The sequence below is a fragment of the Cytobacillus sp. GQ23 genome (assembly GCF_059758675.1).
In genome coordinates, this window is the sequence record NZ_JCAXER010000031.1 from 39,537 (window position 1) to 57,083 (window position 17,547).

At 42.4% G+C, this 17,547-nt stretch carries 19 protein-coding genes; 2 read left to right on the forward strand and 17 right to left on the reverse strand.

The window, feature by feature from the left end; translation table 11 throughout:
* Positions 1–79: 79 nt before the first annotated feature.
* From veg to metG, 7 genes are all read right to left on the reverse strand, one after another.
* Positions 80–343, reverse strand: coding sequence for a biofilm formation stimulator Veg (veg, locus tag AC6CHU_RS21680; protein ID WP_009336667.1), 264 nt, complete (start codon positions 341–343; stop codon positions 80–82).
* A 310-nt stretch (positions 344–653) separates the two neighbouring features.
* Entirely contained in the window at positions 654–1,538 is an 885-nt protein-coding gene (yabG, locus tag AC6CHU_RS21685; RefSeq protein ID WP_159869957.1) for a sporulation peptidase YabG, read from the reverse strand.
* Between the two features lie 177 nt (positions 1,539–1,715).
* Complete coding sequence (gene rsmA, locus AC6CHU_RS21690; protein WP_159869954.1) at positions 1,716–2,594, reverse strand: 16S rRNA (adenine(1518)-N(6)/adenine(1519)-N(6))-dimethyltransferase RsmA; 879 nt, start codon at positions 2,592–2,594, stop codon at positions 1,716–1,718.
* Positions 2,587–3,147, reverse strand: coding sequence for a ribonuclease M5 (gene rnmV, locus AC6CHU_RS21695; RefSeq protein WP_498122768.1), 561 nt, complete (start codon positions 3,145–3,147; stop codon positions 2,587–2,589). The genes rsmA and rnmV overlap by 8 nt, the downstream gene beginning before the upstream one ends.
* 305 nt (positions 3,148–3,452) lie before the next feature.
* Positions 3,453–4,646: a G5 and 3D domain-containing protein gene (locus AC6CHU_RS21700; RefSeq protein ID WP_159870041.1), complete on the reverse strand. Its 1,194-nt coding sequence runs from the start codon at positions 4,644–4,646 to the stop codon at positions 3,453–3,455.
* Between the two features lie 622 nt (positions 4,647–5,268).
* Positions 5,269–6,036 carry a TatD family hydrolase gene (locus AC6CHU_RS21705; protein ID WP_251284673.1) on the reverse strand — a complete coding sequence of 256 codons (768 nt, stop codon included), beginning with the start codon at positions 6,034–6,036 and terminating at the stop codon, positions 5,269–5,271.
* A gap of 214 nt (positions 6,037–6,250) precedes the next feature.
* Entirely contained in the window at positions 6,251–8,218 is a 1,968-nt protein-coding gene (metG, locus tag AC6CHU_RS21710; RefSeq protein ID WP_498122770.1) for a methionine--tRNA ligase, read from the reverse strand.
* A gap of 838 nt (positions 8,219–9,056) precedes the next feature.
* Between metG and abrB the strand changes: the two genes are divergently transcribed.
* The gene (abrB, locus tag AC6CHU_RS21715) at positions 9,057–9,341 is read left to right on the forward strand and encodes a transition state genes transcriptional regulator AbrB (protein ID WP_144546004.1); all 285 of its coding nucleotides are present in this window, start codon (positions 9,057–9,059) and stop codon (positions 9,339–9,341) included.
* Between the two features lie 35 nt (positions 9,342–9,376).
* Here abrB and rsmI read toward each other — a convergent pair whose 3' ends face one another.
* The 10 genes from rsmI to AC6CHU_RS21765 form a co-directional block, all read right to left on the reverse strand.
* Positions 9,377–10,258, reverse strand: a complete 882-nt coding sequence (gene rsmI / locus AC6CHU_RS21720; protein WP_498122771.1) for a 16S rRNA (cytidine(1402)-2'-O)-methyltransferase — start codon at positions 10,256–10,258, stop codon at positions 9,377–9,379.
* Positions 10,259–10,355: 97 nt separating this feature from the next.
* Complete coding sequence (locus AC6CHU_RS21725) at positions 10,356–10,619, reverse strand: GIY-YIG nuclease family protein (RefSeq protein ID WP_159869939.1); 264 nt, start codon at positions 10,617–10,619, stop codon at positions 10,356–10,358.
* Positions 10,609–11,349 carry a tRNA1(Val) (adenine(37)-N6)-methyltransferase gene (locus AC6CHU_RS21730; RefSeq protein WP_159869936.1) on the reverse strand — a complete coding sequence of 247 codons (741 nt, stop codon included), beginning with the start codon at positions 11,347–11,349 and terminating at the stop codon, positions 10,609–10,611. The genes AC6CHU_RS21725 and AC6CHU_RS21730 overlap by 11 nt, the downstream gene beginning before the upstream one ends.
* A gap of 72 nt (positions 11,350–11,421) precedes the next feature.
* Positions 11,422–11,796, reverse strand: coding sequence for a DNA replication initiation control protein YabA (gene yabA / locus AC6CHU_RS21735; protein WP_159869933.1), 375 nt, complete (start codon positions 11,794–11,796; stop codon positions 11,422–11,424).
* A gap of 12 nt (positions 11,797–11,808) precedes the next feature.
* Positions 11,809–12,636 carry a PSP1 domain-containing protein gene (locus AC6CHU_RS21740; RefSeq protein ID WP_035332950.1) on the reverse strand — a complete coding sequence of 276 codons (828 nt, stop codon included), beginning with the start codon at positions 12,634–12,636 and terminating at the stop codon, positions 11,809–11,811.
* Positions 12,629–13,636 carry a DNA polymerase III subunit delta' gene (holB, locus tag AC6CHU_RS21745; protein WP_498122774.1) on the reverse strand — a complete coding sequence of 336 codons (1,008 nt, stop codon included), beginning with the start codon at positions 13,634–13,636 and terminating at the stop codon, positions 12,629–12,631. Before holB ends, AC6CHU_RS21740 begins: the two co-directional genes overlap by 8 nt.
* A 13-nt stretch (positions 13,637–13,649) precedes the next feature.
* On the reverse strand, positions 13,650–14,090 hold the full coding sequence (locus AC6CHU_RS21750; RefSeq protein ID WP_159869927.1) for a YaaR family protein: 441 nt from the start codon (positions 14,088–14,090) through the stop codon (positions 13,650–13,652).
* Between the two features lie 35 nt (positions 14,091–14,125).
* Entirely contained in the window at positions 14,126–14,455 is a 330-nt protein-coding gene (gene darA, locus AC6CHU_RS21755) for a cyclic di-AMP receptor DarA (RefSeq protein ID WP_159869924.1), read from the reverse strand.
* A 153-nt stretch (positions 14,456–14,608) separates the two neighbouring features.
* Positions 14,609–15,235 carry a dTMP kinase gene (tmk, locus tag AC6CHU_RS21760; protein WP_159869921.1) on the reverse strand — a complete coding sequence of 209 codons (627 nt, stop codon included), beginning with the start codon at positions 15,233–15,235 and terminating at the stop codon, positions 14,609–14,611.
* A gap of 21 nt (positions 15,236–15,256) precedes the next feature.
* Positions 15,257–16,693, reverse strand: a complete 1,437-nt coding sequence (locus AC6CHU_RS21765; RefSeq protein WP_498122776.1) for an aminotransferase class I/II-fold pyridoxal phosphate-dependent enzyme — start codon at positions 16,691–16,693, stop codon at positions 15,257–15,259.
* Between the two features lie 258 nt (positions 16,694–16,951).
* Between AC6CHU_RS21765 and AC6CHU_RS21770 the strand changes: the two genes are divergently transcribed.
* Positions 16,952–17,155 (forward strand): sigma factor G inhibitor Gin, encoded by a 204-nt coding sequence (locus AC6CHU_RS21770; protein ID WP_159869916.1) that lies wholly within the window; start codon positions 16,952–16,954, stop codon positions 17,153–17,155.
* Positions 17,156–17,547 lie beyond the last annotated feature (392 nt).

Below are 17,547 nucleotides of genomic sequence, written 5' to 3' on the forward strand. Positions count from 1 at the left end.
TGAAAGGGTACTGTTATTCATGAAAAAGGCAAACAAAAAGCAGTAAACAATTTGTTCACCGCCCGCTGTCATATATATATTAGCTTAAAGCAACCTGTCCTGATGTATCTTCATAGAATGTAATTTGAACCGTTTCTGTTAAAACATCCGCATAGCTGTAAGATACCCGTTCAAATGCATTTTCATCCTGATCTAACTCAATCACAAATACAGAAGGATACGTTTCTGCCAGAACTCCTGAGCGTTCGATGGTCTTTCTGCGCCCGCCATTGGCTTTTAGCAGGAGCCTCTTCCCAAGATTTGAATCAAGAGCTTTTTTAATATCTGATAATGTTTTTGCCATTCGGTCCACCTCACTATGTTAAGTATATCACACTGACACTAGACTGTCAAACAAAAATATAAATTATAACAGTGTTTAAAATTAAATGTCAATATGTTTTGTTCTACTTTTTCTTCTAATTTTCAACAATTTTAGGATTGCCCTAATTGGAAAAGATTATGTATAGTTTTTAGAAAGCTTATCAGCATGCCGTTCATTACCTGGGAAATAGACGAATGCCCCTGCGCGAAATTTCTCGAAAAATGCTTAAGTTCTTATTAAAAACAAACATAAAAAAACAAGCCGCTATATCTTGCAAACGGCCCGCTGATTATGATTCGTTTAAATCTTCGTCATTGTATGGCATACCAGTTCTAAGTACTCCCCGTGTTTCAATGCCTCCAAGCCCCTTTTCACCTGTTAGTGTATTTCTTAAGATATCCCATAAATTGATTCTTTCCATAAATGGAGTAAGGCTGACTTTCGCAACAATGTATACAGGATCAAGGGCATGAATATTCACTCTGGAAGGAGAACTGGCAAAATTAGCTCCAGCATGGATGAGTGATTCGAAATGTGACTGGCATGCTCCTGCAAAAATAACAAGCTGATCAAGGTGCGGAACTTTTTTGCGCGCTTCCCTTACCGCCTGGACAAATTCTCTGGAGTGCCTGTAAGCATTGATGTCAGATTTTTTCCCCTTGGCCTTTGAATAAGCATCATGACCGGTTATAACGAGGATATCCGGCCTGTAATGATCGATGAGCTGTCCGATTTTCATCGGCATTTCCTTTTCATTGCAATGTATGCCTGTTACAGGTATGCCTATTTTTTCATACACACTCAAGCATTTTTTCAAATAGGATGGATCACCATCCAAGTGAAGCACCCTGCCTGGTATTTGAAAATAGTTAAGTGTCTTGCTGTAGCCGTCTGTTACTTCATACTCCTGCTTCTCCCTTAAGAGAGCCACATCCTGCCTGAATAGCTGGAAGGACTGTTCCTCAAGTGACCTGAACTCCTGCTCGAACTTCATCCGCTGCGCCTGGTTAATGACGATTAAGTCCTCACAGGGAGCATCCGCAACTAGACGGATATCCTCTCCGAATAAAATGGCAAACCTTTTGCCGCCCTGTTCTTTAATATCAATCACGCGGAATAAAATATCACAATGATACGAAATTCTTCCGACGATATCCATCGTATTTATAGTCAATGTCGTCACTCCAATTTCCCGAGGTAAACGCGGGCTGCATCTAAGCACTTGTTTGTGATTTATTATTTATGTCATAAATTATGCATTTGACTATGAACATGTGCGTAGAAAAGGCGAATGGGGAAGAAGGCTTTTGAACGAAAAAAAGCCTGCTGGTTAGTCAGCAGGCCTGATCAATTATGAAAAGTGTGGCAGCAGGGCATCGCTCAAACGGGCAAATTCTTCGATGGAAAGTGTTTCTCCTCTTCTGCCCGGCTCGATAGCAGCTTGTTCGAGAGCAGAGAGGATTTTTTCCTTTTTCTGCTTTCCTTCAGGAAGCTGGCTCGTTAAGTTATTCAGCAGTGTCTTTCGCCTTTGGGCAAAGCTTGCTTTTGTGACCTTGAAAAAGAAGGATTCACTTTTAACCGCCACTGCTGGCTCTTTGCGCTTTGTCAGTTTAATGACGGCAGAATCAACATTCGGCTGCGGCACAAAGACTGTCTTCGGCACGATCATGGCTGTTTCAGCCTCTGTATAGTACTGGACAGCGATGGAAAGGGAGCCGTACTCTTTCGTGCCTGGACGGGCCGAAATTCTGTCTGCCACCTCTTTTTGGAGCATACAGACGATGCCCCTGATCGGAAGCTTGTCCTCGAGCAGCTTCATGATAATCGGCGTTGTAACATAATATGGAAGATTGGCGACAACCATAATATCGTCAACCCCTTCGAACTTCTGTTCAATCGCTGTCTTAACATCTGCCTTCAATACATCTTCATTGATGATGGAGACATGGGGATATGGCGATAAAGTTTCCTCTAAAATAGGAAGCAGCCGCTGGTCGATTTCAAAAGCAAGCACCTTCTTGCTTCTCCGGGCCAGCTGTTCAGTTAATGCCCCAATCCCCGGTCCGATTTCGATGGCGCCCGACTCCTCCGTTAATTCAGCATGATCGACAATCCTCCGGAGAATATTCGTATCGATCAAAAAGTTCTGTCCCAGGCTTTTCTTAAAAGAAAAACCGTATTTATCCAAAATCGCACGTGTTCTGGCTGGCGTTGCAATATCTTTATGCATTTTGTTCCTCCTTGCGAATAGTTTCGATTGCCTCTGCAAAATCCTTCCGGCAAATTTGAAACATCATTAAGCGCTTATGAAGCTGCTTGCCATTTGTGTAGCCGATTTTTAGCAGTCTGCCAAGCTTTTCTCTTCTTTCCTTGGCACCTTCCCCGCCAATCAGGCCAGCAGTGACCAGGTCTTCCTGGGTAATGGTTTCTTCATAGGTTTCCTTCATAACCTGGGCGTCCTTTAATGCCTGGCGGATCATTTCAGGCGATGCATGCTCAACGCCCACTCCTCTGCCATGCTTGTGGAGGGCATCCGCTTTTTCTATAAAAGCATGCTTGCATTCCGGGACTTCATTGGTAATCGTATTCCTGATTTTTTGGCCGGGAAAGTCCGGATCTGTAAATACGATGACCCCTCTTGTCTTCTGGGCAAGCTTTATTTTTTCAATGGTTGCCTCATTTATGGCAGATCCATTCGTTTCAATTGTATCGGCATCCAGCGCCCTTTTAATCGCCGCTGTATCATCCTTGCCTTCTACAACGATAATTTCCTTGATTTTCATGGTTCCTCCTAAGAAAAGCGAAAGTCTCCGCCTGCCCATGAATGCTCGAAGGACAGGCTCTTTGCGCTAGACTGTTATCAATGTTCGAATTAAGAACTGCTTGTTTTTAAAAAAAAACAATAAAATGAAAAAAACTTGAAACATTTCTGTAATGTAATTCGTCTAAATAGATGTAAAAAGAATATATTTATAAAGAATAGTTCTTATTATATATGAACCAGCTTCAAAATGAAAAAATGTTATCCATTAACCTTCTCTCCAATGAAATAAAAAATGCAGGGGGAGCCCCCTGCATCATAAAAAATTTAATTCAGTATTTTAATTTTTACCGTTTTTCTTCCCCACTTGTAAGCTTCTGATTTGGATGAGAAGAATACGTCGATTTTGTTTCCTTTAATCGCGCCGCCAGTATCAGCTGCAACAGCATAGCCATAGCCATCTACATAGACTTTCGTTCCAAGAGGAATGACACTTGGATCAACCGCTATGACCTTAGCACCCGGATTGGCGCGCAGATCCATACCGGTAGCCGTTTTGCCTGTGCATCCGCTGCAATTGGCCGTATAGGCTGTAGATGATACATATATTTCTTTGCCGCTTGCCTCGCTGCTCGTTCCGCGGGAAACCACCTGTGTTGCCGCAGCCACCTTTGTTCCAACAGCAACGACTTTATCCTGCTTCTCTTTCACTTGCTTTTCACTGATCAGCTTTCTGGAAATTTCCTTGCCATTCTCCATGACAACCTCAAACTTTTTCGTCTTAAGGCCTTCTTTTCCAGCATTCATTACTTTTTCAGTGCCTTTTGCCAAACTAGTATCCTTCTTTGTCACAACTGCGAAATTAATTGGTTCTTCCACTACATCGGTGACTTTTTCAACTCGAATGACTTTTATTTCGTCATTGGCTTTGACTGTCTCTTCCAACTTTGGTTCAACACGGTCTAAATCATTAAGCTTGATTCCCTGCTGTGATAAAAAGTCAGCGACCGTAGTCGAAGTTGACCAAACCTGCTTCTCTTTGCCGCCATTATTCAGCGTTAAAGCGAAAGCCTTCTCTACTTGAATTTCCAGGTTGCTTTTAATGGGTTCTTCTGGCTTTGGCTGAACCTTGTCATGTTCAGTCAGCGTAATATCCTGTTCTTTTAAAACGTCTCCGACCGTCTTTGCAGCCGTCCAAATCGTTTTCTTCCCGTTATCTGTTACTACTTTCACCTGTTTAGCCGGTTCATAGACAATTTCTGTATTGTCCTTAACCTCTGTGTTTACCGAGGGAAACACATAATCTTCTGAGCGGAGTGAAATATCTAGATCATCGAATATATCTTGAACTGTTGTTGCATGCGTTTTGATGACTTTCTCTTGGCCTTCTATTGTCAATGCTACTGTTTTCTTTGTCGTCTCATATGCAATGAAACCGCAGGCAGCAGCAAAAACTACTAAACTAGCAGAAAAAATGGCCAATTTCTTTTTACTCAAAGACTTGGATAACAGGTTTTTCATGTTTTGAATCACGATGAAAAACGCCTCCTTTTCTCTCGGAGTGATTATATAGAGTATCTAGCCGACTGTCAACTCTTTCAATTTTCCAGCTTCCGAAAGGCTGGAAGAATGCAGGCATTGGGCATTTTTGCCTGTATTCTCAGAACTGCACTCTATCTCTATGTATGAATGATAGTTCCCTTCTATGCATGCAATCTTGCAAATGTCCTGTTTTCGGTCATGCTTGCCTTGGATTTATACTTTCCACATCCATGAGAAAAATCCTTCTTTTTTTGATTTTGGAGTTTTTCACTCATCTGGAAATCCTTTGTATTCTGCTGACCAGGCGCTCGGCAATCGGGAACAATTTCAGAACATTATTCAGGACTTCAGGCTTCCGGCCCTCCATCTTTCATTCTCCCCGACTGTCATCAAACGCCCTCCGCTCGATCAACAGGGTGCCAGAACAGCACCTTTTGGCAAGCTCTCTCGTAAACATATTTCCTATTATGCAAAAAAACAAGATGAAAGAAAAGAGAGACTTATCGACATGGTTATCCTATGAGAGGAAGGAGACGTGTAGAACTTTTTAGAATCAGAAAAAATTTGGACAAGCTCCTACAGACTTCGACAAATTGAGCTATCAGTTTATGCCGAATAATTTTTTTGCATTTTCTGTGGTTGCCTGTGCAACTTCCTCTGTTGTAAGTCCTTTTATTTCTGCAATCTGCTCTGCTACCAATTTGACATAACTGGGTTCATTCCGTTTTCCTCTGTGTGGATGAGGGGTAAGGTATGGGCAGTCTGTTTCAATCAGCAGCTTTTCAAGCGGAATAATATCGGCTACTTCCTTTGGTTTTTTTGCGTTTTTGAAGGTCACCGGACCGCCCAGGGAAATATAAAAATTCATATCCACACACTCCTGGGCAATCTCCGGGCTGCCGCTGAAACAATGCATAATTCCGCCTACTTCTCCTGCTCCTTCTTCCTTAAGGATTTCGACTATATCGGCTGTGGCATCACGGTTATGGATGACGATGGGAAGCTTAACTTTCTTCGCCAGACGGATCTGCTTCCGGAAGACTTCCTGCTGAATATCCTTCGGGGACTTGTCCCAATAATAATCCAGGCCCATTTCTCCCAGTGCGACCACTTTTGGATGACTGGAAAGCTTCTCAATCCATAGCAAATCTTCTTCAGTCATATCGATGGCATCAACCGGGTGCCATCCGACACTTGCATAGATAAAATCGTATTTCTCAGTCAGCTCCATCGCTTTTTCTATCGTTGGACGGTCAAATCCCACAACCACTATGTTGGAAATACCCTCACTCAGGGCCCTGTCGATTACCTCTTGTAAATCTTCGTTATATTGTTCGGCATTAAGGTGTGCGTGTGTGTCGAAAAACATCAAAAAACTCCTTTTTCTTCATATTATTTTTCTATTACTATTATGTCAGTGATGTAACAAAATCACTTTACTGGAAATGTGGTTCCAATTTCATAATCCCACCAGAAATTACTTTCTGACAATAATTTTTTCCAAAAATAAAAAACATAGAAATGCTTACGTTATACGCTTAACACTTCTATGTTTTTATGTTTAACAGGAAAAACAAATAATATTATTTTACCCTTGCACCTAATGGAAGAGATTCAGCGATTGTGGCAAGTGACAGCTCACCGTCTTTACCTCCTGCTAAAATCATTCCTTCTGAAAGCTCGCCGCGAAGTTTAACAGGCTTTAAATTGGTTACACAGATAACTTTTCTGCCTACCAGTTCTTCCGGTTTGTAGAATTTAGCAATTCCCGAAACGACCTGGCGCTTTTCATAGCCAAGATCCAGCTGTAATTTCAGAAGCTTATCAGCTTTTTTCACAGGTTCTGCCTCGATAACCTGAGCCACTCTTAAATCGACCTTCATAAAGTCATCGATTGAGATTTCCTCACTATCCGGCTTTTCCTCTTCTTTTGCTTCGGGCTTCGCTTCTTCTTTAGGAGCAGCAGATCCCTGCATTTTTGTTTTAATGAACTCAACTTCTTCCGTAATATCCAGGCGAGGGAAAATCGGTTCTCCCTTTAATACCTTTGTGCCCTCAGGAATCAGGCCGAATGTCTCAAGGCTTTCCCAGGATGTTAAGGCTTCCTCATTTACATTCAGCTGTTTGAAGATTTCCTTCGGCGTACGCGTCAGGAATGGCTGCAGAAGCACTGCGATTCTGCGCAGGGATTCCGCCAGATGAACCATTACACTTGCAAGCTCTTCTCTTTTTTCTTCCTCTTTAGCTAAAGTCCAAGGCTGTGTTTCATCTATATATTTATTCGTTCTGCTGACAAGCTGCCATACAGCAGACAAGGCAACAGAGAACTCCATTTTTTCCATCGCTTCCTCGTACTTGGAAACCGTTTCACGGTTCATTTGGAGCAGCTGCTGGTCGAACTCGCCTTCTGAACCTGCATATACCGGAATAACACCGTCAAAGTATTTATTCACCATCGCAATAGTGCGGTTTAACAGATTGCCTAAATCGTTAGCTAGATCAAAGTTGATTCGTTCCACAAATCCTTCCGGTGTAAAGACTCCGTCCGCACCAAATGGCACTTCGCGAAGAAGGTAATAACGCAGTGCATCCAGGCCATAACGGTCAATTAGGGTAACAGGATCCACTACATTTCCCTTTGACTTGGACATTTTGCCGTCCTTCATCAAAAGCCAGCCGTGCGCAAATACCTTTTTCGGAAGAGGCAGATCCAAAGCCATCAGCATGATAGGCCAGTAAATCGTATGGAAGCGAACAATTTCTTTTCCTACCAGGTGAACATCTGCAGGCCAGTAGTTCAGATACTTGGAATCATCTTCGGTTCCATAGCCAAGCGCTGTAATGTAATTTGATAAAGCATCAATCCAGACATACACCACATGCTTTGGATTATTTGGCACTTTTACGCCCCAGTCGAAAGTTGTCCTGGATACCGCCAAATCCTCAAGTCCCGGTTTAATGAAGTTATTGATCATTTCATTTTTGCGTGATTCAGGCTGTATGAAAGCTGGATTCTCTTCATAATACTGCAGAAGTCTGTCAGCGTATTTGCTTACCTTAAAGAAATAGGATTCTTCCTTCACTTTATGAACAGGGCGTCCGCAGTCAGGGCAGTTGCCATCAGCAAGCTGGCGTTCTGTATAATAAGACTCGCATGGAGTACAGTACCAGCCTTCATATTCACCAAGATAGATATCGCCCTGTTCTACAAGCTGAGCAAAGATTTTTTCGACGATCTGCTTATGCCTGTCCTGTGTCGTGCGGATAAAGTCATCATAAGAGATATCAAGCTTTTTCCAAAGATCCTGAATGCCGGCAACAATTTCATCTACGTACTGCTGAGGTGTTACCCCTTTTTCTTCTGCCTTCTCCTGGATCTTCTGTCCATGTTCATCCGTTCCTGTCAGATACATAACATCAAAGCCGCGCATGCGCTTGTAGCGGGCCATTGCATCACCGGCCACTGTTGTATAGGCATGCCCTATATGTAAATTTCCGCTAGGATAATAAATTGGAGTGGTTAAATAAAACGTCTTTAATTTGTCCTCCACAAGATTCCCTCCCTCATTTAATGAAAACATCAGTGCATATCTATATGCAGCTATGCTTTTTGCTGTCTCACAATGAATACTAAAAAAGCGCAGGAGCCCTCCCCCCGAAGTAGCACAGACTGAGAACACCACATCCTGCGGCATCATCTGCATGACCCCCATCCCGGGGGCCTCAAGCACAAAACGGACTTCACAGAAGGTAAATCTTTACCTTTTTGGAAGGCTTGGCTTGTGACCTCGAGGGGGTAGGCTGCTTGCGCTAGACAGTTATCGAATTTTAATTTTTACTTTCTTATCTCTGTAAAAAAATCCCGCCCCATTTGGACGAGAGTTTTAATCAGAAAATCTTGCCGTTACTGGGCCTGCTATATCGATATTTTACAAGAAGTTATATTCGTCAGCATAACCTCTTATACCATCAAAATATACCTAAAAACTTGAAATTGTGCAACCAATAGGCAGATAGGAACAGCAGGATTTTTTTCAAATAAAATTTTTTTATTTTCTATCCCTAAAAAAGGAAACTGCCTTTCGAATATTATTATTGTAAAAGCAAGATTTTTGTAGAATTTTGTCGAAATGTCGAATATCATTTATACATTTTATTTTTGGCATCTCTTTTCCATTTACCCGTAAAAAATTACTTTTATTTCGATAATCGTAGTTCTATCAACGCTTCATTAAACATCCTAAAATTTACTATTTCATTCCAAAATAAAGTAATTGACGTATATGGGAATGGCTGGTATTATAATTGTAACAAAGATTTTGTCGAATAATGACGAAACGATATAGATAGAGAAAAATATTATTGGAGATTTGAGAGGAGAATTTAATTATGAAATCGACAGGTATTGTTCGTAAAGTTGATGAGCTTGGCCGCGTAGTAATCCCTATTGAACTAAGACGCACACTTGGAATCGCTGAAAAGGATGCTTTGGAAATCTACGTAGACGACGAAAGAATCATCCTTAAAAAGTACAAGCCTAACATGACTTGCCAGGTTACAGGGGAAGTATCTGATGAAAACATCTCACTTGCTAACGGCAAGCTAATTTTAAGTCGTGACGGTGCAGAACAGCTATTAAAAGAAATTCAAAACACGTTTGAACTTGTAAAATAATAAAAAAAGCTTCTCACTTGTGTGAGAAGCTTTTTTTATTCTTCAATATGATAAGCATGATAAACATCCCGCTTACTTAATCCCCGATCTTTTGCCGTTTGCTTAATGGCATCCTTGCTCGGGAGACCAGTTTCTTCTATATAATGTCTGACATGATCCTCAATCGAAAGATCCTCCCACCAGGCTGTTTCTTCTGCATTCTGCCGTGTCTCGGAAGTCCCTTCAATAATAATCACAAATTCTCCTCTTACTTCGCCGCTTGAAGCCCATTCTATCACTTCTTCTACAGTACCCCTGATAAACTCCTCATATCTCTTGGTCAGTTCGCGGCATAGCGCAATATTTCTGTTGCCCATAATTACAGACATCAGCGAGAGGGTTTCCTTCAGGCGGTGGGGAGCTTCATATAAAATAATGGTTGCCGACAGTCTGGAGAGATCCTCCAGCTCCTGTTTCTTGAGTTTCTTCTGCCTGTTCAAAAATCCATAGAAATAAAAGGGCTGGGTATTGATGCCGGATGCAATCAGGCCGGTTAAAGCAGCATTCGCACCGGGAAGGGGCACCACAGTCAGCTTTTCTTCAGCAGCGGCTGTTACAAGATCATAACCCGGGTCTGAAATTGCAGGCATTCCTGCATCACTGACAAGAGCAATTTTTGCACCATTGGCCACTTTATCAAGCAACTTCTGACCGCTGATTTCCTTATTATGTTCATGATAGCTGATGATCGGTGTGGCAATCTCAAAATGATTGCATAGCTTTTTGGTATTTCGCGTATCCTCAGCTGCTATAAAGTCCGCTTCTTTCAGGATTCTGACAGCCCGGAAACTCATGTCTTCCAGATTCCCGATCGGAGTCGGGACTAAGTATAGAATTCCTTTTGTTTCTTCATGCTCAAAGCTTTTTTGCTGCCACATATGTACCACCCGTCTCTTTCTTGAAAAGCGCAGCGCACCCGCTATCGGCTAAAGACCTCGAGACGAGGATGCTCGGCGCTAGACAGTTTTCAAATGATTAAATTGAAATATTGTGCTGCTTTAAAAACTCGTCCTTCTTTTTGCGGGACCATTGCTTGAATTCATATTCCGCCCTCATCGCTTCGCTCTTATCTGAAAAAGAACGGGAGAAGACTAGCTCAACCGGTCCTCTTCCTCTGGTATACTTGGCCCCTTTTCCTTCATTATGGGCCTTCACCCGTTTTTCAAGATCATTGGTATAGCCGGCATATAAGCTGCCATCACGGCAATGGAGAACGTAAAAAAAATGGCTATTCTCCATATAAAATCTCTCTCATTTCAGGTGTGTATTCATTTTCTTCATTATATACATATAAAGGAGGCAGGATTTTCAAATCCGGATTGCCGTTTTTGACTCCCTCAATCAGCAGGGTATTCGCTTCTTTTCCAGCCTTCGGGTAGACAAATTGCACCCTTTTTGGCTCAAGCTTATATTTCCGCATGAGCGTGACAATGTCCAGGAGCCTGCCAGGCCTGTGCACAAATGCCACCTTGCCTCCCTGTCTCGCAAGCCCGCTTGACGCTTTCACCGCATCTTCAAGTGTACAGAGAATTTCATGGCGGGCAATGGCCAAATGCTCATTCTCATTGATTTCTTCCTTAGAAGGAGTGGGGAAATATGGCGGGTTGCAGGTCACAACATCGTATTTTCCATAACCTAATACCTGATGGATCTCTTTAATATCCCCATGAATCATCTTAATCCGGTCTTGAAGCTTATTGTATGCAATGCTTCTGACTGCCATATCATGCAGACGCACCTGAATTTCGACGCCTGTAATAGCCCCTTTTGTTCTTGTGCTTAAGAAAAGCGGAATCACGCCATTTCCGCTGCACAAATCAATGAGATTGCCTTTTTGGATCGGCACATACACAAACCGGGCCAGCAGGACAGCATCCAGTGAAAAAGAAAAAACGGCCGGGCTTTGAATGATCCTCATATCTTCAGCCAGCAAGTAGTCCAGCCGCTCCCCTTCTTTTAAAAAATCCATTCTTGATCCTCCATGCTTCTTTTCTTTGTTTTTATGGAAAAATAGCCTTCCTATCATAGGAAGGCTAAAAGGTTACTTCTTATTAAGGAAAGACAGGCAAAACAGACAATCGCCCTCTTTACGCGGGCTTCCGAAATGGAGATTGCAAATGTGAAAGCCTTCCTGATAGAGGCGGGCCAGGTTATCATAGCCTTCGCCTATATCAATTACTTTATCATCATCTGCAGCATCGGCCGACTGCTCTGATTTGCCTTTTTTCACCGATTTGCTTTCCTTTTCCGCAGGTATGTCTAAATGACGTCTTAAATGTTCATTTTCCAGCTTCAAAGAGTTATTCTCTTCAAGTATTTCTGCCAAATGCTGCTTTAACTCACCAAGCTGCTGATATAACTCTCCAATTTGGGTTTCCATATTACTCACTGAGTCAAAGATTTCTTTTTTATCCACGGCTTCCACCTCTTAATCTGTGGACTGAACTGATACAGCACCTTGTTTTAAAATTTCATCCAGTGTATATTCGAGGACGCGCTCGGCTTCTTTTACATCAACCTGCAGCACACGCTCCAATATATTTAAGCCTACCACTTTTCCGGCTCCATCCGGAGTCTGAATCCATTCTCCAAGATCCGGAAGCATTTCTTTCGCTGCTTCATACTCATCATTTTCATATTTCAGGCAGCACATTAAGCGGCCGCATAAACCCGAGATTTTCGTTGGGTTCAGCGATAGATTCTGATCCTTTGCCATTTTAATGGATACAGGATCAAAATCACCCAGGAAGGTGGAACAGCATAGCATTCTTCCGCATGGGCCAATTCCGCCCAGCATCTTTGCTTCATCCCTCACACCAATCTGGCGAAGTTCAATCCTGGTACGGAAGATGGCAGCAAGATCTTTGACAAGCTCGCGGAAGTCCACCCTGCCATCAGCCGTAAAGTAGAAAATGACCTTATTTCGGTCAAATGTATATTCAACATCGACCAGCTTCATATCAAGCTGATGTGTTTGTACCTTTTCACAGCATACCTCGTATGCTTCCTTGGCGGCCTGCTTGTTCTCCTCAACAATCATGCGATCCTTTTGATCTGCAATACGAAGAACCTTTTTTAATGGAAGGACAACATCATGCTCATCGACCTGCTTCGGGGCAATTACCACTTTTCCGTATTCAACGCCTCGGACAGTTTCGACAATGACAAAGTCATCCTTTTGTATTGAGAGATCTCCGGGATCAAAATAATAAATCTTGCCCGCTTTTTTAAAGCGCACTCCTACTACATCATACAAAGGAAGATCCCTCCTGCAATTTTAGCACAAGCTGTTCCATCAACAGCTGCGGATTCATATTTGCCTGCAATTTTCTTTTTGCTTCCAAAACAGCCGTCATCTGTTCCGTCAGGCGCTTAGCTGAAGATTGCAGCGCAAACTGCTCTAAACGATTTCGTTCGTTCAGATGGACAACTTGGTCTTGTTTTCCAAGCTGAATATATAGTAAATCTTTAAAAATAAGAAGTAATAGATCCAAGCCGCGATCAATCTGCTCTTTTTCTTTAAAGTGCAAGAACCAATCCTCCTGCAGGGCAACCATGGCCTCAAGCGGATTTTTTCTTACCACTTCATATAATTTTAACACTATTTTTTGTGCTTGTACAAACCAATCATCAGAACTATATTGCAAAGCTTCATCCAAATTATTGGTAATTTGTGCAAGTAATGGTGCCTGGGCAGGATCCACTCCATTATTTTTTAATTGCTGGATCATTTCAGCAGGAGATAATGGTTTAAAAGAAATGGCCTGGCAGCGGGATAGAATAGTAGGAAGGATCTGCTGTGACTGCTCGGTAATTAGCACAGCGGTCGTCTCTGAATGGGGTTCCTCCAGAAATTTAAGCAGACTGTTGGCAGCGTTCACTGTCATTTTGTCAGCATGAACAATCACATAAAGTTTCCGCTTGGATTCGACCCCGGTCTTTGAAAACTCTTCCTGAAGGCTTTGAATCTGATTTTTTTTGATAGAAAGCCCATCCGGCTCCAGAATATGAACATCCGGATGATTTCCGCTGTTTATCCTTTTGCAGTTTGAACATGTTTCACATGGAACATACCCTTCAAGCGGCTCATGGCAGAATCGGCTTTTGGCCAAAAGCATGCTAGCTTCCCGCTTTCCTGTGCCTTTCATTCCTTCAAATAAGTAGGCGTGGGCCAGCCGATCCTTCACTATGCTATTTTTAAACATTTTTAATACAACTGGCTGTACGGCCTCCAGCTGTTCCCACGTTTTTCCCACAAGTATCACTCACTTACATATATAAATTTATTAGAAGTCCCTTTATCTCTCCGACTTTCCCTAATATATCAATAGTAGATTCTTCTTTTTTCATTAATTCATCTGTCAGCTCCGAAAGTTTTTCATCAACCGTTTCCACCACTTTCAGAGACCGTCCCTGTCCATGCTGATTCCAGCTGTGAGATTGCTTCATCTCCATTCCAAAATCAACAGCTTCTTTTACAAATCGCTTCACAAGTGTTTTAAATTTAGCTAAATCCTTAAAGGTTCTGGAGCGGGCAAGCCGTTCTCCTGCAGCATCTATATCCTTTAACAGACCTTGAAGCTGGGAAGCCTGCATCTTCCGGTCCTGCTTCTGCACCATTTCAGAAAATTTAACGCCGTTGCCGTCCGACTGCTTCTGCTCATTGCGAAAATTTTCCATCTTGAGCCGAAGTTCCTGATTAATTTTCATACCTGTTCCTCCGCAAAGGGCTCTCTTTGTATTAATTAAAAATGATGAAATTGCTCAACTGGCAGAACAAACACTGTCGCACCGCCAACTTCTACTTCCACAGGGTATGGCACATAAGAATCCGCGTTGCCGCCCATCGGCGAAACCGGTGCGACCAGCTGGTCCCTTGCTCTGCAATTTTCCTTAATAACCTGCAGGGCTCTCTCCACGCGAATATCCTCTGTCCCAATCATGAACGTCGTATTCCCTGATTTCAAGAATCCGCCTGTACTGGCCAATTTCGTTGCACGAAAATTATTATCAACCAGCGCATTCATTAGCTTATTGCTGTCCTGATCCTGAATAACTGCGAGAATTAATTTCATAAGTCCATCCCCTTTACAAAGTTTTTTTCCGTATTGTCTTACTTTTATTATATCAATTATTTTATCTTCAAGCAGAAATTAAGGGAATACAGGAAAAATAATTTTAAAGTCTGTAAAAAAACCTTAAAGATATCAAATCTTTAAGGCCCATTTTTATATTCGTTCTTTCAGTTTGCTCTCTGCCTGCTGATACACTTCCTCCAGTGGCTTTGAGGCATCAATCTTAAAAATGCGCTCTGGGTAAAGCTCCATCAGCTTCAGATAGCCCTCTCGCACTTTATGGTGAAACTCGAGCTTTTCCAGGTCCAGGCGGTTCACTTCCCGTCCTTTATGCTGGTTGATCCTTTCCAGCCCGGCTTCAGGTTCAATATCAAAATACAGTGTTAGTTCAGGCATCATGCCTTCAATCGCAAAGCTGTTGATAGAATAGACCTCTTCAATGCCAAGGCCTCTTGCATAGCCCTGATAGGCAAGAGAGCTATCAACAAACCGGTCACATAGTATAATGTATCCCTTATCCAGTGCCGGCTTTACTTTCTCAGCCAGATGCTGCCTTCTGGCTGCCGCATACAGAAGAGCCTCTGTTCTCGGGTCCATCTTTGTATTTTTTTTATCGAGAATTACACTTCGGATCTGCTCAGCTATCTCAATTCCGCCAGGCTCTCTTGTCTGTAGAACCTGATAGCCTTCCTCTGCCAAATTGCTTGCCAGCATATCAATAATTGTTGTTTTCCCGGCACCCTCAGGTCCCTCGACTGTAATAAATTTCCCTTTTTTCATTTTTACTTCCTCCAGCTGCTTTTATAGATCCTGATAAATGTTAATACTTCCTTTTTTTAGATTGTTCCCATTTTGAAACCGGGCTCCGGCCTGAACTTGAAATTTGATGTTTGCGATATCCTCACCCTCAATGATTTCACCCGGATATAAGAGCGGAATGCCCGGCGGATACGGAATTACCTGCTGTGCACATATTTTCCCGGCCGCCTCTTCCAGTGCCACCGTTTTAATGGTGTGCTGGCTCTGTTCCTTTTGCTCAAGGGCAAGGCCGGAAACAGACTTTTTGCTGAAAGTGATTTTTTCCTGGCGGACTGCCGGTCCGAATGACTTCAAGTCCTCTTTCAAACATTCAATAACCCGTTCAAATGGATAATCCATATCGTTCTTTAGGAGAGGTAAAACAAACAGGACATTATGGGGATCTGCCATTTCCGTAAAAATCCCTCTCTTCTCCAGAAGAGTCTGCAGTTCAAATCCGCTGAGTGAGATTTCCGACTGGATGGTTACCTTTAAAGGGTCACCGTTGTATTGATCGTATGGCAGTACCTTAATGCCTTTAATCCTGTTTAAATTCCTCCTGAAACGCCCGACCTTTTCAAGCAGCGCCTCCTCATCCTTTTTCGTAAATGAAGATAGATACGCTCTTGCCAAATCAAGAGAAGCCATAATCGGATAGGAAGGGCTGCTTGATTGAAGTATCTCCAGATATTTGGATACCTTTTCTTCCTTAATAAAACGGCTATTAAAATGAAGATAAGCCCCCATCGTCATAGCAGGCAGCGTTTTATGTGCTGATTGTACAGTGAGATCTGCCTGAAGCTGAACAGCCGAATTGGGAAAATGGGCTCCGCCTATGAAATGTGCCCCATGTGCCTCATCCACCAGCACTGGAATGCGATAATTATGGGCACACTGAATAATGCTTTCAAGATCATTAATCATTCCATAATAATTCGGATAGGTTAAGATGATTGCTTTTGCATCGGGATATTGCCTGATCGCCTCTTTAACCGTTTCTAAAGCCACTCCCCCGGCGACACCCCACTCGGCATTAAACTCAGGTGCCAAAAAGACAGGCTTTGCCTTAGCCAGAGTAATGCCATTTAAGATGGACTTATGGCAGTTCCGCTGGACTAGCACCGTCTCATTTTCCCCTGCAGCTGACAGAACCATGGCAAGATTCCCGGCAGTCGATCCGTTCACAAGAAAAAAGCTTTTTGAAACCCCATACAGGCCGGCAAGCAGCTCTTGTGCCTCGAGGATGACTCCTTCAGGAGAATGCAGATCATCCAGGCCGCTGAGTTCCGTTGCATCGAGCTTTAAAATCTGGTTAAAATAATCTGTTCCCGCACCGTCTGCAAGATAACCGTTTTTATGGCCCGGCACATGAAAAGATAGCGGCTGGCGGGAAGCATATTTTCGTAATTGGTCCCATAATGGGGTATTTTCCTGGCTCATACTTTTCATCACTTTCCTATAATTCTTCTCTTATTTTAACAAAACCAGTATATAACTGCTACATAAGGGCGATCTCTGCGCCAGTCCCAGAAGAATCAGGCAAAATTTAAAAGAAATCCTTTATAGACATACACCCAAATTAGATTTCCATCATACAATATTAATCAAGTAACCTCAGAAAAACCCGCCAATGAATATTCGAAAAATTGTATACAATACAACTAATCTGGGCAGAATAAGGGTATGGAGGTGGAGTGATTGGGTTCGCTATTAGCAAAGAAACAGGCAGGAGAAGAATGTGTCATATGCGAGCAGGCTAAAACCAGGGGAATACATCTATACACTTCTTTTATCTGCACAGATTGTGAAAATGATTTAATTGCCACGGATACAAGTCATCCAAAATATAATTATTATTTAAAGAAACTGCGGAAAATAACGATGCCGGAGATATTTTCTTGAAAAGTAAGCCCTTTGATAGGGGCTTTTTATTTTGGGTCCGCAGCTGGCGCTGAGGTTTTGGTTTGGCATGCTTCGGTAGAATCTGGGCGGCTTATACCTGTCTTGGCGGTTTATCTCGCATGTTTTGAATGTTATTTAACAGGTTATGGGTTTTATCTAACATGACTGTAAATTTATCTAACAGGTTATTCGATTTATCTAGCATACTTTGGATTTTATCTAACATTTAGCACTAGTTATCTTTAGAGAGAAAAGCTTTGAATTTTAAAACAGACGCGGAAATAAGGAGTAGCACATATATTTTGGTTCTGGCACATTTATGTCTGAAAGCGACACATAAAATGAAAAAGCAGCACATATGCGGGCAAAGTGACACATATAGGTATAATTCT